We start from the raw sequence: 20,010 nt of genomic DNA, 5'->3' as shown, positions 1-20,010 counted from the left end.
GTTATTCCCTGGATAATATCGGCATACGTCTGACCGGATTGGCCGTGGAGGCCGATCCGGGGTACAACGGCTCAATCCGTTAGCCGTAGCGAAAATCAATGCCAAATGTTCCTGCCGGATACTCCCATTGTTCGAGGATCGTATCGCCGCACAGCACCCGACAGGTGCCACACTCCAGGCAGCCAGCAGAATCAAAATGAATATTCCCACTCTCGTCCTGCTTATACAGTCCGGCGGGACAGGCCTTCAGCAGTTTGCGAAATTCATTCAGATCGGGATGTTCGGCCAGAATAATGTGCGGGTGACCTTCATCGACATTGAATTTATTGACGCCCAGCTTGACGTCGACGTTAACGGTATTGTCCTGACTCATAGCGCAGTTGCCCCCTTGATGCCGTCTTTCAGTAAGTTCATCAACCCAATTTTCTTCGCATGGGACATCATCATCTTACGAATCGGTTGGTTCGGGCGTCCGTCAACGGTGAACATATCGTTCATGATATCTGCGACCATGCGAGGGTATTGGGTGAACAGGCGCGGGTTTTCCATCAGCGCCGGGATCTTGCGAAAATGCTGTAAATCACGCATCACACAGCCCTGTTCGAGGGCGCGTTTGTAGTCCATCAGGCTGCTGGCAGAGAAGTCCTGGCGTTCTTTGGCTGCAATGGCGGTTTGGGCGGCGGCTTCTGCGGAGGCTATTGCTAAATCCATACCACGCACCGTGTAACCCAGATTCAGACAGAAACCCGCGGCATCGCCGACGATCATTACGCCGTCATCAACCAGTTTGGGTACCATTGCCAGACCGCCTTCCGGTACCATATGTGCGGAATACTCCAGCAGTTCTCCTCCCGCAATCAGTGGACGAATAGTCGGGTGTTGCTTAAAGTCTTCCAGCATTTGTGGAATACTTTTCGTTGCGTGAGCAATATTCCCCAGCCCGCATACCAGCCCCAGAGAGACCGAGTCCTGGTTGGTATACAGAAAGCCTCCCCCCATCAGTCCATCAGACGGTGAACCAGCAAACAGCCAGGCTGCGCCTTCATCGCCTGAGAGGTTGAATCGATCTGCAATCACAGCCGGAGGTAAGCCGATCAACTCCTTTACGCCAACGGCATAGTGGTGAGCAGAAGAGGGAGGGACCATCCCCAGCGACCGTCCTAATATTGAGTTGACGCCATCGGCCAGGATGACAATATTGGCTTCCAGGATATCGTCACCAGCTTGCACGCCGGTGACCTTATTACCTTCGCGGATCAGCGCATCGACGCGTACGCCGGGGATGAACTGCGCGCCGGCCTGTTCTGCTTTTTCCATCAGCCAGGGATCAAGTCGGTTGCGCAACACGGTGTAAGAATCCTGCGCTGGCGCGTTGTCTTTATCCCGATGAAAGTCGAGCGTTACGGCGCTCTCTTCGGTCAGGAAGGATATTTTTTCGCGGGTCACTTTACGTTCGAGTGGTGCTTCCTGCGCGAATCCCGGCATGATGCGTTCCAGACTATGCGCATAGAGTCGCCCACCGGTCATATTTTTACTGCCCGCACTGTTTCCGCGTTCGATGACCAGCACGTCCAGTCCGGCCTGCGCCATAACGTAGCCTGCAACTGTACCCGCCACGCCAGCACCGACCACAATGGCATCGAATTTTTCATCTGACATGCTTTATGCTCCTTTCCCGCCGCGAAGCAGCGGGAGATGTGCGTTAAATGGGGGGTTAGCGGCTGAGATGTTCGATAAGGGCCGGAACAACTTTGTAGATATCGCCTACCAGGCCGTAATCGGCGTAATTGAAAATAGGGGCTTTTTTGTCTTTATTGATAGCGACAATGACTTTCGCGCCGTTACCGCCGACCATGTGTTGAATTTGTCCTGAGATGCCTAACGTGAGGTAAAGGTCTGATTTCAGTAACACACCAGAAACGCCAATGTAGCGTTCGCGCTCCATCCAGTTTTCGCCTTCGGCAATCGGGCGTGAACAGCCCACTTCTGCACCCAGTACCGATGCCAACTGGTGCACCATCTCCAGATCGTGTTGCGCAACCAGGCCGCGCCCCACGCCAACCACACGTTTGGCTTTACTGAGGTCCACGCTGCTCACGGATTTGGCGCGACGTTCCTGGCACATAATTTCATGAAGCGGTGCGATGTAAGCTGCCGAGACAACAGGACAGGTGTGCGATGCGTTTTCCGCTACGGGTTCAAGCACCCCTGGGGCTAGCGTGATAATTGCCAGCGCGCTTTTGATTTTTTCTTTGCCGAATGCCAGACCACCATACATGCGGTGCTCTGCGAACACGGTGTCATCCTCAAGCGTCACCGATATTGCGTCGTTCACCATTGCGGCATTGAGTTGGATGCTTAACCGTGCCCCAAGTGATTTCGCGCGCTTTGTAGCGGGCATCAACAGCATTCCGGCGTGTTCTTGCATCTGCGCTGCAATGGTTTCGGCGTAATTTTCAACACGCTGTAAACCGGAGGGGGCTTCGAGCACGATTATCTCATCGGCACCCAGAGGTTTAACCTGATTAGCTTGTTCGCTGCCTTGTACAATAAGATGGACGTGTTCACCCCACTGACGCGCGCCGGCCATTAATTCTGCGTAGCGTTCTACGTTATCGCTGAACACCCATACGTTAGCTAATTTACTCATGATAATTTCTCTCCGTTGAGCTTAGTTCAGGGCTTTTTTCAGGTGTTCCGCCAGTTCGGCAATGGCTTCAGCCGAGTCATTTTCCAGAATGATGTTCTTACGTTCTGTTTGTGGCGGTACCGTAAGGCTTACCAGTTCCGCTAACGGTGACGCCGGCGTCCAGCCAATATCGCTGGCTTGCCATGTTGTGACGGGCTTTTTACCCGCGCCGAGAATGGCTTTCATTGAGGGAATACGCGGCGTGTTGATATCCGAGGTTACGCAGAGTACAGCGGGGAGCGGCAGGTCAATCACTTCGACTTCATCTTCCAGAGTACGCTCAACCACAATGCGGTCGCCATTACGTTGGATGTTGCTGACGGCGCTAATCACCGGGAGTTGCAACAGTTCGCCAACCAGTAAGCCAACCTGTTGGGCGTAGATATCCCCCGATCCTTCTCCGAACAGCATCAGGTCGAAATTCATATTTTTGGCCGCGTAGACCAGCGCCTGAGCGGTGTCGCGGGGCAATGAATGCTCCAGCTGTGGATCCTGCACCATGAACAAACTGTCCGGTCCACGCGACAGCACGTCTTTACGCACTTTGGAATTTTGCAGTAGCGAGCCGCCCACGGTTAAAGCGACGATTTCATCACCCTCCGTACTCAGTTGCGCCGCGGCCTCAATCGCATTCAGATCAAACTGGCTGATTTTGGCGTCGGCCCGGTCAAAGTTAAGCGAACGCTGTGGGGTAACAACAATGTCCTGTTCTTCAGGCACCAACTTAAAGCAGGTTATTATTTTCATGGCATCTCCAGTCATCCACAGTAGGGAAAATTAACTGAAAATAGTGTGCGGCAGAGAGGGGACTGTTTTCGACGGGGCAATCTGTTTTCATTCCCAACAATCTTGCAAAAAAAAGTGCGGCGGGAATGCTTGTTTCATAAACGAGAGTTCGGGGTTGTGTACTGAAGAAAAAAAATAGCAAACACACCAGGGAAGGATAATTGCGAAATGCATCCTGTTTTTTATCGTTTCTACGCTTAATTTGTTTCTGATATGTAAATTGTTAATGTTGAATTAATAACATTTACTCTTATCAATATTTATAAAACGGAAATAATCGTGGAGAACAGCGCGACGGGGCAGGAGGTATCATCTTGCAGTCGACGCAAATAATTTTGTTTCGCCAGCAAGGAATAACGTTGTATAACATCATTATTGTTTTCGCTTTCTGATATTAATTATTCGCAAAATTACTGCCTTTAGGTGGAGGTTGTCATGTATCAACGCTGCTTTGATAATGCCATGGAGACCCTTTTTGAGCAGGGGAAAACGCCGAGACTTTCCCGATTCGTCATTAGCGATGATCCTAACTGGGAATCCGGCCATCATGTTCATGATAATGAAACGGAGCTTATCTATGTTAAAAAGGGGGTTGCAAGATTAATCATCGACTCTTCGCTGTATGTCGCGCATGCCGGGGACATTGTGGTGATTGAACAAGGGCGATTACATGCGGTTGCATCTGATACCAGCGCACCGGCTACCACTTACACCTGCGCGCTCTACGGTTTCCGGTTTAAAGGCTGGCAGGATAATCAGCTATTGCAGACGCACTCGTGTCCGGTCATTAACGTCAGTCAGGGTAAAGAGGTTATTAAGAGTATTTTTAATGAACTGGGGGTGATGCTCCCGCAGAGCAAGAACAACCTGACTTCTTCCGCTTATGACGCATTCGCGTATGCATTAACCGTGTTATATTACGAAAACTTTAAAAATGCTTACCGCTCTGAACAAGGATATATTAAAAAAGATGTCTTAATTAAAGATGTACTGGTCTATTTAAATAACAATTTCCGCGAAAAAATCACTCTCGAACAGTTATCTAAAAAATTCCGCGCCAGCGTGAGCTATATCTGCCATGAATTTACCAAGGAGTATCGTATTTCACCCATCAATTATGTTATTCAGCGACGAATGACGGAGGCAAAATTTTCCCTGACTAATACCGAGGCCTCGTTGGCGGAAATTTCGTGGCGGGTAGGGTATGAAAACGTCGATCATTTTGCCAAACTTTTTCAGCGGCATGTGGGATGTACTCCCAGCGATTATCGTAGGCAGTTTAAAAATAACCTTGCTGAGCAAGAATGCCTGATGCCTGAAGTCTGATTCCCCCGCACCGTCCCGGATAGCGCATCCGCGCTATCCGGTCAGTTATACCGCTTACTTATTTTGATAATCTTTCAGGATTTGGCGACCCGCGACGTAAATCATGATTTCATCGGTACCACCGCCAATGCGCTCACAGCGGACATCGCGCCAGAATCGGGATACGCGTGCTTCATCGGTGTAACCCAGTCCGCCCATAATCTGAATTGCGTCGTCAATCACTTCCATTGCCGTACGTGCACAATACAGTTTTGCCAGCGCCGCACTTGTGCGCAGCGACTGTTCCTGATCGGCCTGCCAGGCGACCTTCAGCACCATATTACGCATGTTTTCGATTTTTATTGCCATCAGAGCCAGTTTTTCCTGGATCATCTGGTTATGACCAATTGGCTTACCAAATGCGATGCGTTGGTTAGCGTAACGAGCGGCATCTTCGAAGGCGCATTCGGCAAAACCCGTGCTGCGCGCGGCGTTGATCAGGCGTTCCATTTCAAAGTTGTACATTACATTAAGGAAGCCCATGCCTTCTTCGCCGACCATATCGCTTTCGTCCACTTCAACGTTATCAAGATAGACTTCGCAGGTGCTTAACATGTGCCAGCCGATTTTATGCAGTGGGTTAACCTTAATGCCAGGTTTCTTTGAATCCACCCACCATAGCGTAAAGGCTTTCTTCGGATCTTTCGGCTCCGGGTCGCGAGCCAGTACCAGCATGTACGGATACTCTTTAGCGCCGGTGATAAATGTTTTTTGCCCGTTGAGATACACCTTGCCGTTTTTGCGGGTATAGCTGGTGGTGGCGCTGTTATTGTCGGAGCCTGCTCCCGGTTCGGTTAATGCCAGCGCATACGCTGGATCGCCCGTTTCCATGGTGCTTTCTGCCGTTTTACGCAGCTGCTCGGCGGAGCCAAAACGTCGCATGCTGTGGATGCACTGACCATTGGTGATCAAAAATGCGGGCGCGCCACATTTTGACACTTCCATCAGCGCCAGCATCTGGGTGACGTAATCAGCCGGGATGCCGCCAAACTCTTCCGGAACGCCCAGCATCGAAATACCGTTGTCCGCAAGAGCTCGCATAAATTCCTTCGGGTAAGTCGCCGTCTGATCGCAGGTGCGGAAATACTCTTCCGGGAAATTGCTGGTAATCAGTTCGCGAATGCTGGAAAGCAACAGTTCTTGTTCTTCAGTTAATGAAAAGTCCATCAGGGTACTCCTTTTAATTGGCTGCGTCGGGTAATACAAAGCCCATCGAGGCATCGATAAATAATCTTTCGTCCATCAGTTTCAGGTCTGGGGAAATAATCGGAGTGAAGTCCATTTTGTCGAGAATGTCTTCCTGCAAAGAGACCCCTGGCGCAATTTCAACTAAATGGAGGCCATCTTCTTTTAACGTAAATACAGCGCGTTCGGTGATGTAACGCACATCGAGACCACGCTCAAGGGCAATTTTTCCACTGAACGTGACTTCAGGTAATTCGTTAACGAATTTTTTCACCCGACCTTCCTGCACGATATTTAACTTGCCGTCGGCAACTTCCGTTTTCAAACTTCCGGCAGTTAACGTGCCGCAAAAAATAATTTTCTTGGAGGTGGCGCTAATATCGATAAAACCGCCGGTGCCCATGATTTTGCCATTGAATTTATGTACGCCGACATTGCCGTGCCGATCCACTTCAGCAAAACTTAAATAACACACATCCAGCCCGCCGCCGTGGTAGAAGTCAAACTGGGAGGTCATATCCAGAATGGCGCGGGTGTTGACGTTGGCGCCAAACGCGATGCCCTGAGACGTAATGCCGCCAATCGGGCCGGTTTCGACCGTCAGAATAAAATCGTCGGCACAACCTTCTTCGCGTGCGACAAGGCCAATCCCGTCGGCGATGCCCACGCCAACGTTGCCGACCGCGCCTTTACGCATTTCGAACAGCGCGCGTCTGGCCACCAGTTTACGCTGGTTAAGCGGCAGGGCTGTTTGCTGGCTGTCATCGAGGACAAAATCGCCGGAAATAAAACGGTTAACCGGCGCGCCACCGTACAGTTGGGTTTGGTCGGGGTCGATGACCACAATATCGACCAGATAGCCCGGAATACGCACCGCTTTCGGATGCAACGTGGCTTTCTTCACCATTTTTTGCACCTGCATCATGACGATGCCGCCGTTGTTGTGTACGGCCTGAGCAATCACCAGCGCATCGAGATACATCACTTCATCTTCAAAGGTGGCGTAGCCTTCGCTATCGCAGGTCGTGGCGCGAATAAACGCGATGTTTGGCGCAATGGCTTTATAATAGAGGTACTCTTTGTTATCGATTTCCACCAGTTTGATCAGATCTTCGGTCGTCACCTCATTCAGTTTGCCGCCCTGTTGGCGAGGATCGACAAACGTACCGATGCCGATATCACTCAGAATGCCAGGCTGGTGGGCTGCTGATGCTCGCAGAGCTTGGGTCAATACGCCCTGAGGATAGTTATAGGCAGCGATTTTATTCTGCTCAGCCAGGTCGGAGATTCGTGGCGATTGTCCCCAGTGGCCGCAGAGCGCCCATTTGACTAAACCTTCCTGCGCCAGCGGGCTGATTCCGCGGTCGGCGCGGTCGCCTAAACCCGTTGGGCTAATTAATGATAAATTACGTGGTGATTGCGTATTTTTGTATTTTTCTGCCAATGCATTAATTAATGTGGTTGCTTCAAGAATACCACCGCCTGCGCCTAATACGCAGAGGGTTGCTTCATCAGGAATATAATTAATGGCTTCTGCTGCGGATAATACAGGTACCCGACCATCGATACGGTTTGGTCTTAGAAATTTCATATAAACTCCAGATTATATGCGTGCGACTACCTGTCGCTATAGTCGACAATAATATTGTGAGTTAATTTAATCAGGCTTAGCTGCCAGCCAGATATTCGTGGTTAAGCGAATATCTGGGGCAGGGCATTGCTAATAGTGATGTGGATATATTCTGCTATTAAGCCTGATGCAATATTGTTAATACAGTACGCAGATCGGCGACCGAAATTTGTCCCGGGGCCGACGCTTTTTTAACGGCGCCAAAGGTGGCTGCTGAACCGAAAACCTCGCCGGAGAGACGTGAAATCACCCCAGTTTTAGCCATCGACATGGTAATTATCGGCCGGTCCGCATAGCGCTCTTGCATTTCCAGCGTAGCGCCCAACAGTGTCAGCACATCCGTTTTGTTTTGCGGCATCAGGGCGATTTTAGGAATATCCGCGCCAAGTTCCTGCATTTTACGCAGACGCTGGATGATCTCCTCTGCGGCTGGTGTCTTATGGAAATCATGATTCGACATAATCACGCTGACATTTTTCGCGTGGGCATGTTCGACGGTCGCTTTAACCAGCTCATCACCGGTGAAAAGCTCCAGGTCGATCATATCCACCAGACCGCTGTCTACTGCTGCACGGTTAAGTGCAATATAGTTTTCGACAGACAGTGCCTGTTCACCGCCTTCTTTGGCGCTGCGGAAGGTGAAAAGTAGCGGTTTGTCCGCTATCACATCGCGGATGGCGCGAGCCGCTTCCAGCACGGCATCTGTGGAAGAGACATCGCTGAAATGGTCAACTCGCCATTCCAGAATGTCGAAATCTGCTTCGCGATAGGCCAGCGCTTCGCTTTTTACCGTGGCGATGTCTATACCCATCAGCGAGACAATGATCTTCGGCGCACCCTCGCCAATGACGAGGTTTCTTACGGTTACGGTTTTCATTGATTACCCTTTAAATATATTACAAATGCGTGCCCGTCAGGCTGCAAAACCCATAACCTGTTTCACATACTCCAGTGGGAAATCTTTCCCGGTCCAGAGTTTGAACTGTTCAGCCCCTTGCCATAACAACATGCCGTAACCATCAATTGTTTTGCAACCCGCAAGTTGCGCCTGTTGCAATAATTTGGTCATATGCGGGTTATAAACGCATTCAGTCACCAGCAGCTCCGGGCGCAGCAGGGAAACGTCGGTCACGAGAGATTCGTTGTCCAGCGGCTTCATGCCGACTTTTGTGCCGTTGGTCAGAATATCCGCGCTGGCGAGGGCATCGGCAAATGCTTGCCGATCGGCGAGATCGATAACGGTCACGACGCAATCGGTGTTTTCATTGACGCGTTTGGCGAATGCCTGCGCCTTTTCAAAGAATTCATCTTTACGGTTAAACAGCTTAATTTCTTTGATGCCTTCAATGGCCGCCTGCGCGCCAATGGCTGTCGATGCGCCGCCCGCGCCCAACAGTACCATGGTTTTACCTTTAATATCGAAGCCGCTTTCTTTAATGGCGCGAATATGACCGGTGCCATCGGTATTGTAACCGCGCAGGTAACCATCATCGTTCACGATGGTATTGATTGCGCCGACCAGTTTGGCCGCAGGGGTCAATTCATCAACATATTCACATGCCAACTGCTTATTGGGCATAGAGACCCCGGTGCCGCGCATCTTCAACGCTTTCAGTCCGGCAATGGCATTGGCAAACGTTGAGTTATCGACTTCAAATGCCATGTAGGTAAAAGGTAGTCCCGCTTTTTCTAATGCCTTGTTTTGCATTTCTGGTGACAGACTATGTCTGATAGGGTAGGCCATTAAGCCAATCAGTTCATATTTAGCAGTTACGTCCATTTGATACTCCTTCTAAACAATTTATTGAAAATAACGTTCGCCCAACCGCACATCATTTTTGGGAATATCAAATACGCGGTAGTAACGAATAAAGACGATGATGGCGGTGATGAAGGCCAGCAGAGCAAATGCAAAGTCCAGCAAAATGATGTATTGCAGGCCAATGTTAGAAAGGTATCCGGTGATTAATGGGATAATAAAATTGGCTACGCCACCCATCATCATATAAACACTGGTGACTTTGGCTTTGCTCCTGGGGAAAAACTCTGACATCACCGAGACGCCAAGCTGTAAAATACCGCCAGCGGCAGAGAAACCAATCAGAAATGAACCGGCGTTACACACCAGCGGAGAGGGATATAAATAGATGACCGCTGCGGTGATGGTTGCCAGCGCGGCGTTAAACACATTTGCCCATATCGGTCGAACCATTTTCTTCAGCAGGGCGGCAAAAATAAATACGCAGACCAACGATCCCATACTGTAGTAAGAGATCGTTTTCAGGGCGTCGGCTTCCGCCATGCCGGCAAACGCCATGGCGTATTTCGGCATCCAGACCACGATGACGTAAAAGGTTGAAAACGCCGCGACACCGAACATCACGGAAGCGACGCCTTCCAGCCAGACCAACGGTTTGCTGTTCATCTGTGGCAGCTCTTTGGCGATACCGGCATCCACCATCTGGCTGGGAAAGCGGCTTTTTAACAGCATCAGGGTGATAACGACGAACAGTACGCCGGGGATAATGACCGCATAGCCGTACCAGATGTGGTTGAGCAGCATGGTGCTGACGACAATGGGGTAGAGCATCTGCCCGAACGAGACCATCGCTTTAACCAGGATAACAGCCGATCCTGATGCTTTGGGGAAGCATTCCATTAATGCCGGATAGCCACCGGTATCCAGCGCCGAGTTAGCCACGCCAACGCAAACAGCCAGAATAAAGGCAATCAGCAGATTAGGGCTGGCGGGAATACCGAAGAAAAACAGCATATACAGAATAGCGCCTAACAGAATGATCGCCCGGCGGCCAAACTTATCTGAGAGCACACCAAAGAATAAAATACTCACCAGTCGCCCCAAACCAATGCCTGAAATTAAATAGGCAATCCCGGCATTGTCGGTGGAGAACTTTTCTGCGAGAGACGTCATATTTTGCGCCAGCGTAATGACGCTAATGCCGTGGAGAAAATAACTTAAATAAATACAGATTATCGCCAGAAGAAATGGCGTGTTAAAGGTCTTGTTTTGAGACATTTTCACAACTCCTTGCGGATTTTAAAATTATTTCGTGCTTGACGATATTTTTAAATTTCGGCGACCTTGTGCTTAATATACCGTTCAGTAGACACATTACCTACATAGCATGGCGTTTAACTTACCAGGTATTTTGCATCTTAAACTGTGAATTTAATTCTTCCTGATGACTTTTCGCTGATAATTTAAAAGGGCAGCCAATTATGTTGCAGAAGGGATGAACAATATTGCATCCCCGTTATTCTGCGACCGTCGCCATTTTTAGTTGATGTTTTAATGCGGCGCGGCTGCGATACCCAATAAACAGCGCCAACAGGAAACCGACCGCGGCGATACCGGCATCAAACCACATGATATGAGCAATGCTGGTCTCAGAGATTCTTGCTGTGATCAGCGGAATGGTGAAAGTCGCAATGCTGCCCGCGCTGTAGTAAATGCCGGTCGCTTTACCCTTTGCATGTGGAAAGCGTGCCGCCATCAGCGTTAAACCGATTTGCACCACGCCTCCGGCTGAAGAAAATCCAATGACAAACGCAAAGGTGATAACCACGTAGGGTGTCGGGTGCAGGCAAACCACCAGCAGCGCAATAAATGAAATAAAGGTGTACAGCATCAACAACAATGTCGCGCGTTCCGCTTTGCGCGCCAGTGGAGCAGTAATCAATACGCACAGCAAAGAGCCGCAGGTGTAAATGCTTAACAATTTGATAGATAACGTATAAGGCATGCCAGCAACAAACTGTCCGTACTGCGCCAGCCACTGACTTACCAGATAAAATGTCGCCATGGCGATATAGCCATACAGAGTGTAACAGGCAAGATCGAGAATCGAACAACGATGTTCAGATTGTTGGGTTTCCCGTTTAGCAGGTAATGCCTTGATGGAAGTTTGATTTCCTGGATGCGCCGGGAAGCGACAGCGAAACAAAAACACGCCGTTGATTATCATAATGGCGGCCGCCAGCAGGAAGGACCAGCCAAACCAAAGCTCGGCCCACACCAACAAACTGATAATCATAGGAAGCAGAAACTGGCCGCTGGAGACGAAGGCTTTTATTAATATATTGGCTGTACTGGGCGATCGGGGAAACGCCTCCATCAGGCTGGGATAGGTTCCGGCATCGAGAAAACTGTTGGCCATTCCCGCCAGAAAGCCAAAGGCATAGGCGATAAAAATACTATGCGTATTGATGATGCCAACAAAGAAAATCAGGTAGCAGATCATGCCGAAAATAATAAACGGTCGGCGGCCATAGCGATCGGAGAGCATGCCAGCCATTAATAAGACACTTAAACGACCGATGCCCAGCGAGGAAATAACGATCGAGACGCCCGCGGCGTTGGTTTGCCACTGGTGTTCAAGCGAAGACATATTGAGGCTCATCAGAATGACCCCCATGCCGTGGACCAGGTAATTAAAGTACAGCCCTATCGCAGTGGAGAAATAGGTGTTTTTCATAATGTGTTACTCAGCGAAGAGGCTAAATTGGTATGGCGTTGTAAATGCTTAACACAAACGCTCAAGGTCGTGAGCGTAGAGCTCAACAGCAGCCGATTGATAGATTTTCCAGTCGAGGAAATCGTTGTGGTGATAAACCGTCTGAAATGAGTTCAGATCGGGGAAAAAACGCATAGTGTTATTACCAATGCGGTTATTAATTTTGTCGATAACTGCATTAATTCTTACTTTCCGTCTGGCTTTCATTTCTTTACAAATGTGCGCGATGTACTCCGGGATTTCCCTTTCGCCATTTTCCCATTGTTGCCATGCGGCAACATTATTATCACGCGAGATATACATCGCGCTTTCTTCCACCGTCATAGCAAAAATATGGCGGATAGCCTGCAGTTCCAATGCGTTCATTATTTGATCACCTCATAAAAGACGGTGGAATAGTAATAGCATTGCTGTGGATATTTCGACTTGAAGAGAGTCACAGTATCTTGTGCAATATTATTTGTTGTATAGCAGGGAAGAGGTACTGAGTTTTGCAGCCAGTCGAGTGCAGAGGTGAGTGAAGGACAAAAAAAAGCCCATCGTGGGAGATGGGCAAAATCTAGCAGGATGCACATTTGATTTTTAGCACGTTGACGCTAAAGCCAGATGTAGCAAGGGATGTAGAGTAATCGCCATAGAAACCAGACGTAGCAAGGCATGAGCGATGAATACACAAACGGTACACATTCAGTACACAACATTAGTGAAGGGGAAAGGGTACATCTGGAGAAAGCGCCACGATGGAGGAATGCTAACGATCCATCTTCAAACCTACGATGTGCAGGAAGCCCAAAAACGAGCTACGAAAATGACATTGCGTTACGTGGAACTTTCACAATTTGAAGCCCCGCTACAATCAATGAAGGCGATGTTAACAAAGTGTCGTGACAGCCTGATCAATGAAAGTAAGATTGTTAAGTTGAACATGATGTTAGGGACGGCTTCACAGGACGCTCCACAAGCCCCTGTAATGGGTGAGGCAATGCAAACCTAGCCAATCTGAGAAAGTGGCTTATACGTCGATACAGAAAGAATTAGCAGCATTCCCTAATACAACGTTAGAGGCTGCAAGAAATCTTTCTTTGAAGCTAACACTGAGTGGAAAGAGAAAACCGTTAAAGATTATATCAATCTACCTTCATCCATATAAAACAATAACTTGTGTGTGAGTGTGCACAAGATTGTGTGCTACGTGTGTGCAACAGTAAGAAGCTCTGCTTCTGTACGAGCGACGTGATGCTATGTGAAGGACTCATACAGAAGCAGAGCTTCTTATTATTCCCGCTAGCTATGTGATGTGGCCTGTACATCTTGTGATGTTTAACCTTTTGGTGAGAGATGCATTAATGCAGTTGGTTATTAGTTCTTCCTTTCAGTGGCTGCTTACGTGAGTAAGCGTAATAAACACCGCGATATTTAAGCTATTTGTGCTAATTCAGGCAGAATATAGCCTTGTGAGCATGTTCTTAGCTGCCTTACATATAATTACAGGTGTTATCTCATCGCGTTAAATGGGTTAAACATATGTATACGAACAATCCGTGTTCATCCGTATTTATCCGTTAGTTTTCATGGAGATAAAATATACGCCTCTGGTTAATCATTTGTTATCAAGGGCTATTTATGCATCACTATTTAATGTATTTGTGCTTTGTGATTAATAAGCGCTTTCTTAAGAAGATATATAAGCGCAACATTTGCTTCCCAGTTATGTAAACAGCAAGCAAGAGAGATTGAGAATGAACGCAAGATTTGAAGATGTAGCAAAGGTAATCAAAGAAGCTGGTATTGATATTGATGTATTAGGTAATAAGAATGGGAAAGAAAATGTTTCTGACCGTATCAAAGAGGCTGTTAAGTTTGCTCCTTATATCAAAGGTGATAAAACACCTAAGCTACCACAGAGCGCCATCTTTAATTATGTGACAAAAGAGAAGGAATTAAAGCTGGCAAATGTGCAACTTCAGCACTGGCATTTAGGGAGAACAGAAGCAGAAGGTAAGGCTCTTGCCCGTAAGGTTGCAGAAGAAGAAACAGCTAAAACTGAAAAGGAAGCAGCAGAGCTTAGGGCTAGGAAAGAAGCCGAGGGTGTAAGCATCACACGTGAGCAGAAGCAGTTTTTTGATTTGCTGCTGAAATGCTGCAAGGAAAAAGCACCTGATATTCTGCATACTGTTTTTTCAGAAATGACAGAGATTAAGCTTCTAGAGGCTCAAGATAGAATTGCAAATGAACTTAAAGCTTCTATGGGTGATATTGCAGAATTAATCAAAGATGAACATGCTGCAACAGAAGTACCAGTAAAGAAATCAAAGAGACAGTTACAGGAAGAATCAGAGCAGGAGATAAGCGACTTCTTAACGCGTATGAAAGAAATTATTACTGCTAATGAGACTGTAGAAAAAGAAGATTTAGACCGTCTTATTGACCTGAAAGGAAAAGGTAATCAATTAGCAGCAGACCTTGTAGAAGCTTTTGAAACTTCACCAGAAGCCACTACACAGGCTTAATTTATAAATGAATACTCTGGTAGCCCTGTTAATAACAAAACGAATAGCGGGGCTTACAGAGGGTTTAGAAGGGATATTTAATATTTAGTTAAAGAGAATCGCAAGTTTATTTTGCGTTCAGACGATAAAATAGACCGCTTAGCAGACTAAGAGAGCTTGTATGTTTCGTAAATTCTTTGTAGTTAGAACTGGCGTTTGTGGCGCTCTGTTCTTGGGTGCTTGTGCTTTCACAGCGGCTAAGTGTTCAGATACTACCAGCAATGCGGCCCCTGTAGTTAAAGCCAATCACAAAACACCAGAAGTAGAAGCTAACTATGCTGCTTCTGATTTAGTCCCTTTCACTGAATGGAATGACATAACAGACCACAGCACGACTCATTATAAATGTTCAGGTGGTCAGAGCGTAACTGTCGATGATGTGGTTACAACTGATAAAGACCTTAACGGCGGATTACCTACAATCGGAATGTATGAGTTTATTTCCGTTTCACAGAATGGCTTTGTGATTGCTAAAAATGATGTTCCTGATAGTCGTTATGAACATGAGGGAGTGCAATCACAGGATTACACAGGGGCATATGTAGGTAAGGCCTCAGCAGGTGGTAAGAATGCTAACGACGATGAAGTGGTATTTACATTCTTTACTGTTACTCCTCCTGATTCTAAAAACAATATGTTTAATGTTTTAAATTCCGATGATAAGGCCAAGGTTAATAAATATTATCTGACCACACAAACGCTAGATTTAAAAAACAATTTTGCTGATGTTCAATATACGTGTGAAGAAATAAAATAAAAGTTAGTGATGATAGCAAAATAATTTATATTTATATTTTAGGAAAGCACAAGCAATGAAAATCAAATTTATGGCGTCTTTAGTTGGTGCTGCTGTACTGGCTTCTTCTTTGTCTGGATGCTGCTTAATCGTGGATGGTAAAACACAGCCTGTAGCCATTAAGACTAATGCACCCGCTCTTTACTCTATCCGTAATGCTGATGGTGCAGAAGTGGCTGATGGTGTTGCACCTGCTACAGTGAATTTAAAGCGTGGTGATGCACCTTACACAGTGAGCTTACGTCGAACAGCTACCAGTACACCTATCACTTCTACAATCAATGATAATCTGAATGGCTGGCTATGGGGTGATGTTCTTTGCGGTGTCATTATATGTGGTGGTGTAGACCTTGCTACAGGCTCTGCATGGGACTTAGATAAGTCAATTACACTAAATACACCAGATGCTACGATGAAGATTGATAGCCCTCTTAATACGCTGAATACAGATAAAGCACCTGTAACCATTAATAATACTATCAATAACAAACAGGGCTAAGCATGAAGAAACTAATTGTAGCTGCTTTAATTGCAGGGCTTCTTAGTGGGTGTTCTATTCGAGCTGCTGGTGAAAAGCTGGATAGTGAACATATTGATAAAACTGCTAAATCATTTCTAACTAAGGAAGATGTAGGTAACTATTCATGTGGTGCTGATGTTTCCTTTCAGGTTGAACACCACTTCTACAAAATCTTCTTTGTAGTTCCAGTGGCTGACCGTGGTTACACAGTCTCAAGCTCTGTTCTTTATGGCTCTGTAGGCTCTGTTCAGGTGTGGGCGCAAAGTGCATTGGCTGAATACCCATTCCTCTATCTTATTAAGGATGGGAAGGAACTTAAAGCTGCTGAGAATGGAACAGGTGTAATCCCTTCTTCCTCAGAGTTTAAAACCTGTCAGAAAACCGGAAAGGTTCAGTAGGAATAACAAATGAAAAAGATATTTAAACGTTTTTTTGTATGTGAGGGCGTTCTGTGAAAGATGAAGATATTGTTGAAGGGTACGAAATTGTAGCTACTCTCGATTACAATACCTGCCATAAGTGTGGGGAACGCGACGGGTTGCTTATTCCTCTCTCCGCTCCCGAATTACTACCTCCTTTTCATGAAGGGTGTAGATGTACTTATGTTAAGAAACTTAAAAGCCCTGAAAGCTTAGGTATTCCGGCTATCAGAATGAATCGAATGAGAGCAAGTGTTAATGGGCCTGTTCCTCAGTCGTTGAAGTGGAGGGAATGGATTAAACTGTTTCCTGAAAAGTAGAACTATTTTTTTTGTTAATAAGGAATGCGTTATGAAAGTATTTGAAGTGTTTAGCCATTTAGACTCTGAAACACACATGGTTGTCTCTGCTGAAAAAGCTATTAATACCTCGCTGATTGAGGAGGCTGTAAAGATTGATGCCATTGAACAGGGTACTTATTACGAGGCGGGGAACGCATATGTAGTGGTCAACAAAAACTGGCCACAGCTTTAGAGTTTTTCCAGAACAATCGTTCTGATTCATTCGGCGTCAAACCACCATTATATTGATGAGGTCTGAGCTGGCTGTAATATCCTGTGATGTAATTCGTTATTGCCGTGCTGGCTTGGCTAAAATTCGCGTAGCCATTATCCGGTACCCACTCTGTTTTCAGGCTTCTGAAGAACCGTTCCATTGGGCTGTTATCCCAGCAATTTCCCCGGCGACTCAGGCTTTGCTTTATCTGATATCTCCACAGTAACTGTCTGAAATTCCTGCTGGTATAGTGACTGCCTTGATCCGAGTGATACAGTAAATTAGCCGGTTTTCCCCGTGCTTCCCAGGCCATCGACAGGGCTTTACCTGTCAGTGCGGAATCAGGGAAAAATGACATCGCCCAGCCAACCGGTTTACGGGAAAACAAATCGAGTACAACAGCCAGATAAGCCCAGCGTTTTCCCGTCCAGATATAAGTCACATCACCACACCAGGCCTGATTAGGCTCGGTAACAGCAAACTGGCGATCCAGATAATTAGGGATCTCAATGTGTTCCTTAGACGCCTTCTTATAACGATGGCCAGGTTGCTGACAGCTGATAATATTGAGCGCTTTCATCAGCTTTGTTGCCCGCCAGCGGCTCAGTTTTATACCTTTGGTGGTGACCATTGCGGCAATGCTTCGCGCTCCTGCTGAACCGTTACTTTCGCGATAAACTTCACGCACAAGGCTCAGTAATGCCACTCTCGTGGCGTCAGGCTTCCTGGGCTGCCGCCAGTATTTATAACTGCTGCGATGAACCCCAAACACGTTGCACACAACGGCAACAGGAAACCGCGCCCTGAGTTTCTCAACTAATGAGAATTGTTCAGGGAGTCTGACATCAAGAGCGCGGTAGCCTTTTTTAATATATCCCGTTCCATTTCAACGCGTTGAAGTCTTTTCTTCAACTCACGTATCTCAATCTGCTCAGGTGTCATGGGTGAAGCTATGGGTGATTTTCCCGCTCGCTCTTCTTTCAGTTGTCGAACCCATTTATCCATCGTGGATTTGCCGACATTCATCGCAGTGGCAGCGGCGGCAACGGTGTAATGCTGATCGAGTACAAGCTGGGCAGCCTCGAGGCGAAACTCGGGGCTAAAATTGCGTCTGTTACGTCCGGTCATAATGTCACCTGTTTTGACTATGAGGTGATGATATCACCTCTATTCAGGTGGCCAAATTCACTATGCCACTACAATATGACATTCATGCTGTGCCTGAACTAGTAGAGGTTAGAATGGTAAGTGGAACCACTTATAAATTAATTGCTTCTTTTGATTCCTTTCTGCAAGAATAGTCGCTGTAGCTTCACTAAGGAACTGAATAGATGCATTCAACGTGGTTAGCTTATACGCATCCTCTTGTGTGGATATCTGTAGTTCTCGTAGCATGGTTAATGAGTAAGATAAAATGGTATTCACTGGTAAAGGTTGTTGCTTATCCGTGTACGCTACAAGGGGTTGCTTCCAAAAGGATTAATTACGCTGGTAAGGATTACTTCTTGATTAATAGTAAGAATTTGGGAAGCGGATTATCTAAACGTTTTTACTTCATCAACAAAGACAAGAACTATCTCTATCTTACTGCAAGAAGTGGACAGGGTAACAAGCTGTTCTATCTTTCTTATTATGAGACTGAGGATGGTAAGCAGGTTAACTTTCAAACAGTTGATTCCTCCGCTTGCGGTGGCAATTAATCGCTGTAGTGTTCGCTGAATGATAAAGCTTGCTTTATGATGTAAAGGCTAAGCTTAGTCCTTTCTGTCTGTTTCTATTTCTTATCAGCGTTCTTTTTAAAGGCTTCTCTTTTTGAGAGGCCTTTTTCTTTATCCTTCATTATTTATACTTTTGCTTTAGCAATTGTTCTTTTGCCTTATACACCTTTTCAGGGGGTCTGTAAGTTAAGAGTGAAAATAAGTATTGCTGTAGCATACCCCCTTTCAGGGTGTCTGTAATTTTCATTCACTATAAACCTATCAAAAGTTAATAAATATGTTAATAAAAGTGTACAAAAAAGGAATAAATATGTTGCCATTCAGTATTTAAGTAGTGGTTAATATTAGGAGGTTTATATGAATATTCGTTTTACACCTGAAACTTTTCAGCAGCTTTTGACTATTGCTAATCAGCAACACATTTCAATTCCTGCTCTTGTATCTAAGCTTTGTGATGATTACTGCACAAGGTAAATATAACATCACTCCAATCTAAGGAGAATTAAATGAAAAAAGAATATGTACGTGATTATGCTATTCAATATGCTAGTAAAGCATTTGGCCTTACTTTTACTCAATATGCATTATTAGTGTCTCTGCTTCACTATCGCTGTATGTCTTACAACAATGTTTGTAATCCAGCTAGAGAACGCTTATCAATGTCTACAGGGATAAAGAAAATAGATGACATAACAGCACATGGTAAGATTCTTGAAGATAAAGGTATTTTAACAAGAGTTATTTATACAGAAGCTGGGAGGAGAAATAAAAGGATTCAATATAACTTCAATGATGAATTTATATTAGAAAACTGCAAGCGTGTAGAGGCTGAATGGTATGCTCAATTTAAAGAAGATGAAAGAGAGACTGAACAGGCAGAGGTTATAGCTAATCCTGATTCACATACAGAGGAAGAAGTTAAAAAGGCTATCACACCAGAACCTAAGCCAATACCAGAAGGCAAGACGGTTAACCCAATTACAGGACGTTTAGAGGCTGCACCTAAGCAAGTAGCAAGAGTTGATAACCATTGTGCTACAGACTTATTGTCAATGCTAAAGGATGAACGTTCATTATCACAAATTAAAAATGATGCAGAAAATGCCAGATGGAATAAACAACGGGAATATGATTTATAGACTGGCCCCATAGATCACCAGACACTTCGCCTCTCTTAAAATAAGAGGTAGTCTTAGACCTATGTTTAGCACCAGTCAGAATAATAAGATGGTTGAAGTGTTATCAGGACCTGAGCGGCGTCGG

At 46.2% G+C, this 20,010-nt stretch carries 21 protein-coding genes; 9 read left to right on the top strand and 12 right to left on the bottom strand.

The annotated features are described in order from the left end of the window. Positions 1–79: 79 nt before the first annotated feature. The 4 genes from OOJ59_RS22550 to OOJ59_RS22535 are packed head-to-tail and all read right to left on the bottom strand — an operon-like array spanning position 80 to position 3,436. Positions 80–373, bottom strand: coding sequence for a ferredoxin (locus tag OOJ59_RS22550; RefSeq protein WP_038640220.1), 294 nt, complete (start codon positions 371–373; stop codon positions 80–82). Then, positions 370–1,659: an FAD-dependent oxidoreductase gene (locus tag OOJ59_RS22545; RefSeq protein ID WP_160956162.1), complete on the bottom strand. Its 1,290-nt coding sequence runs from the start codon at positions 1,657–1,659 to the stop codon at positions 370–372. Before OOJ59_RS22545 ends, OOJ59_RS22550 begins: the two co-directional genes overlap by 4 nt. A 55-nt stretch (positions 1,660–1,714) precedes the next feature. Further along, positions 1,715–2,650, bottom strand: a complete 936-nt coding sequence (locus OOJ59_RS22540; RefSeq protein WP_085049449.1) for an electron transfer flavoprotein subunit alpha — start codon at positions 2,648–2,650, stop codon at positions 1,715–1,717. A 21-nt stretch (positions 2,651–2,671) separates the two neighbouring features. Continuing rightward, the gene (locus OOJ59_RS22535; RefSeq protein ID WP_160956163.1) at positions 2,672–3,436 is read right to left on the bottom strand and encodes an electron transfer flavoprotein; all 765 of its coding nucleotides are present in this window, start codon (positions 3,434–3,436) and stop codon (positions 2,672–2,674) included. Between the two features lie 474 nt (positions 3,437–3,910). On the opposite strand from OOJ59_RS22535, the gene OOJ59_RS22530 reads away from it, so the two are divergent. Continuing rightward, entirely contained in the window at positions 3,911–4,801 is an 891-nt protein-coding gene (locus OOJ59_RS22530) for an AraC family transcriptional regulator (protein ID WP_038640228.1), read from the top strand. A 54-nt stretch (positions 4,802–4,855) separates the two neighbouring features. On the opposite strand, the gene OOJ59_RS22525 is transcribed toward OOJ59_RS22530, so the two are convergent. The 7 genes from OOJ59_RS22525 to OOJ59_RS22495 form a co-directional block, all read right to left on the bottom strand. Next, positions 4,856–6,007, bottom strand: coding sequence for an acyl-CoA dehydrogenase (locus tag OOJ59_RS22525; RefSeq protein ID WP_121528972.1), 1,152 nt, complete (start codon positions 6,005–6,007; stop codon positions 4,856–4,858). Between the two features lie 13 nt (positions 6,008–6,020). Beyond that, complete coding sequence (locus OOJ59_RS22520) at positions 6,021–7,616, bottom strand: acyl CoA:acetate/3-ketoacid CoA transferase (RefSeq protein WP_085049446.1); 1,596 nt, start codon at positions 7,614–7,616, stop codon at positions 6,021–6,023. A gap of 157 nt (positions 7,617–7,773) precedes the next feature. Beyond that, entirely contained in the window at positions 7,774–8,532 is a 759-nt protein-coding gene (gene aroD / locus OOJ59_RS22515) for a type I 3-dehydroquinate dehydratase (protein WP_085049445.1), read from the bottom strand. Between the two features lie 36 nt (positions 8,533–8,568). Beyond that, on the bottom strand, positions 8,569–9,435 hold the full coding sequence (ydiB, locus tag OOJ59_RS22510; RefSeq protein ID WP_069324249.1) for a quinate/shikimate dehydrogenase: 867 nt from the start codon (positions 9,433–9,435) through the stop codon (positions 8,569–8,571). Between the two features lie 21 nt (positions 9,436–9,456). Next, positions 9,457–10,692, bottom strand: coding sequence for an MFS transporter (locus tag OOJ59_RS22505; RefSeq protein WP_038640238.1), 1,236 nt, complete (start codon positions 10,690–10,692; stop codon positions 9,457–9,459). 238 nt (positions 10,693–10,930) lie between these two features. After that, positions 10,931–12,151, bottom strand: a complete 1,221-nt coding sequence (locus OOJ59_RS22500; protein ID WP_038640240.1) for an MFS transporter — start codon at positions 12,149–12,151, stop codon at positions 10,931–10,933. A 48-nt stretch (positions 12,152–12,199) separates the two neighbouring features. Next, positions 12,200–12,556 (bottom strand): YdiL family protein, encoded by a 357-nt coding sequence (locus OOJ59_RS22495; RefSeq protein WP_038640241.1) that lies wholly within the window; start codon positions 12,554–12,556, stop codon positions 12,200–12,202. Between the two features lie 298 nt (positions 12,557–12,854). Here OOJ59_RS22495 and OOJ59_RS22490 point away from each other — a divergent pair, with 298 nt between their 5' ends. From OOJ59_RS22490 to OOJ59_RS22465, 6 genes are all read left to right on the top strand, one after another. After that, complete coding sequence (locus tag OOJ59_RS22490) at positions 12,855–13,184, top strand: hypothetical protein (protein WP_160956164.1); 330 nt, start codon at positions 12,855–12,857, stop codon at positions 13,182–13,184. Between the two features lie 745 nt (positions 13,185–13,929). Further along, the gene (locus OOJ59_RS22485) at positions 13,930–14,700 is read left to right on the top strand and encodes a hypothetical protein (RefSeq protein WP_160956165.1); all 771 of its coding nucleotides are present in this window, start codon (positions 13,930–13,932) and stop codon (positions 14,698–14,700) included. Between the two features lie 160 nt (positions 14,701–14,860). Further along, positions 14,861–15,496: a hypothetical protein gene (locus tag OOJ59_RS22480; protein WP_193157029.1), complete on the top strand. Its 636-nt coding sequence runs from the start codon at positions 14,861–14,863 to the stop codon at positions 15,494–15,496. A gap of 55 nt (positions 15,497–15,551) precedes the next feature. Continuing rightward, positions 15,552–16,034 (top strand): hypothetical protein, encoded by a 483-nt coding sequence (locus OOJ59_RS22475; RefSeq protein WP_193157031.1) that lies wholly within the window; start codon positions 15,552–15,554, stop codon positions 16,032–16,034. Between the two features lie 2 nt (positions 16,035–16,036). Further along, entirely contained in the window at positions 16,037–16,453 is a 417-nt protein-coding gene (locus OOJ59_RS22470) for a hypothetical protein (RefSeq protein WP_193157033.1), read from the top strand. A 372-nt stretch (positions 16,454–16,825) separates the two neighbouring features. Further along, the gene (locus OOJ59_RS22465) at positions 16,826–17,008 is read left to right on the top strand and encodes a hypothetical protein (protein ID WP_268063491.1); all 183 of its coding nucleotides are present in this window, start codon (positions 16,826–16,828) and stop codon (positions 17,006–17,008) included. Here OOJ59_RS22465 and OOJ59_RS22460 read toward each other — a convergent pair. Continuing rightward, positions 16,983–18,157, bottom strand: a protein-coding gene (locus tag OOJ59_RS22460; RefSeq protein WP_137399272.1) for an IS3 family transposase whose coding sequence is annotated in 2 segments (ribosomal slippage) — positions 16,983–17,899 and positions 17,899–18,157 — 1,176 coding nt in all. Because the reading frame shifts where the segments join, the coding sequence is not laid out codon by codon here. The two genes, OOJ59_RS22465 and OOJ59_RS22460, sit on opposite strands and share 26 nt — an antisense overlap. Positions 18,158–18,360: 203 nt before the next feature. Between OOJ59_RS22460 and OOJ59_RS22455 the strand changes: the two genes are divergently transcribed. Both OOJ59_RS22455 and OOJ59_RS22450 read left to right on the top strand, forming a co-directional pair. Beyond that, positions 18,361–18,729, top strand: a complete 369-nt coding sequence (locus tag OOJ59_RS22455) for a hypothetical protein (protein ID WP_160956561.1) — start codon at positions 18,361–18,363, stop codon at positions 18,727–18,729. 524 nt (positions 18,730–19,253) lie between these two features. Then, positions 19,254–19,886, top strand: a complete 633-nt coding sequence (locus OOJ59_RS22450) for a hypothetical protein (protein ID WP_268063490.1) — start codon at positions 19,254–19,256, stop codon at positions 19,884–19,886. The last annotated feature ends 124 nt before the right edge of the window (positions 19,887–20,010 follow it).

Source organism: Citrobacter sp. W9, assembly GCF_026719375.1.
GTDB lineage: Bacteria > Pseudomonadota > Gammaproteobacteria > Enterobacterales > Enterobacteriaceae > Citrobacter > Citrobacter werkmanii.
Note: the sequence above shows the minus strand (reverse complement) of the source record. Positions and strands in the feature narration are given on the sequence as shown.

Excerpts from the sequence above, each read along its gene's own strand:
- OOJ59_RS22525 (WP_121528972.1), bottom strand. The coding sequence starts at position 6,007 with ATGGACTTTTCATTAACTGAAGAACAAGAACTGTTGCTTTCCAGCATT.
- OOJ59_RS22480 (WP_193157029.1), top strand. The coding sequence starts at position 14,861 with ATGTTTCGTAAATTCTTTGTAGTTAGAACTGGCGTTTGTGGCGCTCTG.
- ydiB (WP_069324249.1), bottom strand. The coding sequence starts at position 9,435 with ATGGACGTAACTGCTAAATATGAACTGATTGGCTTAATGGCCTACCCT.
- OOJ59_RS22550 (WP_038640220.1), bottom strand. The coding sequence starts at position 373 with ATGAGTCAGGACAATACCGTTAACGTCGACGTCAAGCTGGGCGTCAAT.
- OOJ59_RS22450 (WP_268063490.1), top strand. The coding sequence starts at position 19,254 with ATGAAAAAAGAATATGTACGTGATTATGCTATTCAATATGCTAGTAAA.
- OOJ59_RS22500 (WP_038640240.1), bottom strand. The coding sequence starts at position 12,151 with ATGAAAAACACCTATTTCTCCACTGCGATAGGGCTGTACTTTAATTAC.
- OOJ59_RS22490 (WP_160956164.1), top strand. The coding sequence starts at position 12,855 with ATGAATACACAAACGGTACACATTCAGTACACAACATTAGTGAAGGGG.
- OOJ59_RS22495 (WP_038640241.1), bottom strand. The coding sequence starts at position 12,556 with ATGAACGCATTGGAACTGCAGGCTATCCGCCATATTTTTGCTATGACG.
- OOJ59_RS22540 (WP_085049449.1), bottom strand. The coding sequence starts at position 2,650 with ATGAGTAAATTAGCTAACGTATGGGTGTTCAGCGATAACGTAGAACGC.
- OOJ59_RS22520 (WP_085049446.1), bottom strand. The coding sequence starts at position 7,616 with ATGAAATTTCTAAGACCAAACCGTATCGATGGTCGGGTACCTGTATTA.
- OOJ59_RS22485 (WP_160956165.1), top strand. The coding sequence starts at position 13,930 with ATGAACGCAAGATTTGAAGATGTAGCAAAGGTAATCAAAGAAGCTGGT.
- OOJ59_RS22530 (WP_038640228.1), top strand. The coding sequence starts at position 3,911 with ATGTATCAACGCTGCTTTGATAATGCCATGGAGACCCTTTTTGAGCAG.
- OOJ59_RS22455 (WP_160956561.1), top strand. The coding sequence starts at position 18,361 with ATGCATTCAACGTGGTTAGCTTATACGCATCCTCTTGTGTGGATATCT.
- OOJ59_RS22535 (WP_160956163.1), bottom strand. The coding sequence starts at position 3,436 with ATGAAAATAATAACCTGCTTTAAGTTGGTGCCTGAAGAACAGGACATT.
- OOJ59_RS22475 (WP_193157031.1), top strand. The coding sequence starts at position 15,552 with ATGAAAATCAAATTTATGGCGTCTTTAGTTGGTGCTGCTGTACTGGCT.
- OOJ59_RS22505 (WP_038640238.1), bottom strand. The coding sequence starts at position 10,692 with ATGTCTCAAAACAAGACCTTTAACACGCCATTTCTTCTGGCGATAATC.
- OOJ59_RS22465 (WP_268063491.1), top strand. The coding sequence starts at position 16,826 with ATGAAAGTATTTGAAGTGTTTAGCCATTTAGACTCTGAAACACACATG.
- aroD (WP_085049445.1), bottom strand. The coding sequence starts at position 8,532 with ATGAAAACCGTAACCGTAAGAAACCTCGTCATTGGCGAGGGTGCGCCG.
- OOJ59_RS22545 (WP_160956162.1), bottom strand. The coding sequence starts at position 1,659 with ATGTCAGATGAAAAATTCGATGCCATTGTGGTCGGTGCTGGCGTGGCG.
- OOJ59_RS22470 (WP_193157033.1), top strand. The coding sequence starts at position 16,037 with ATGAAGAAACTAATTGTAGCTGCTTTAATTGCAGGGCTTCTTAGTGGG.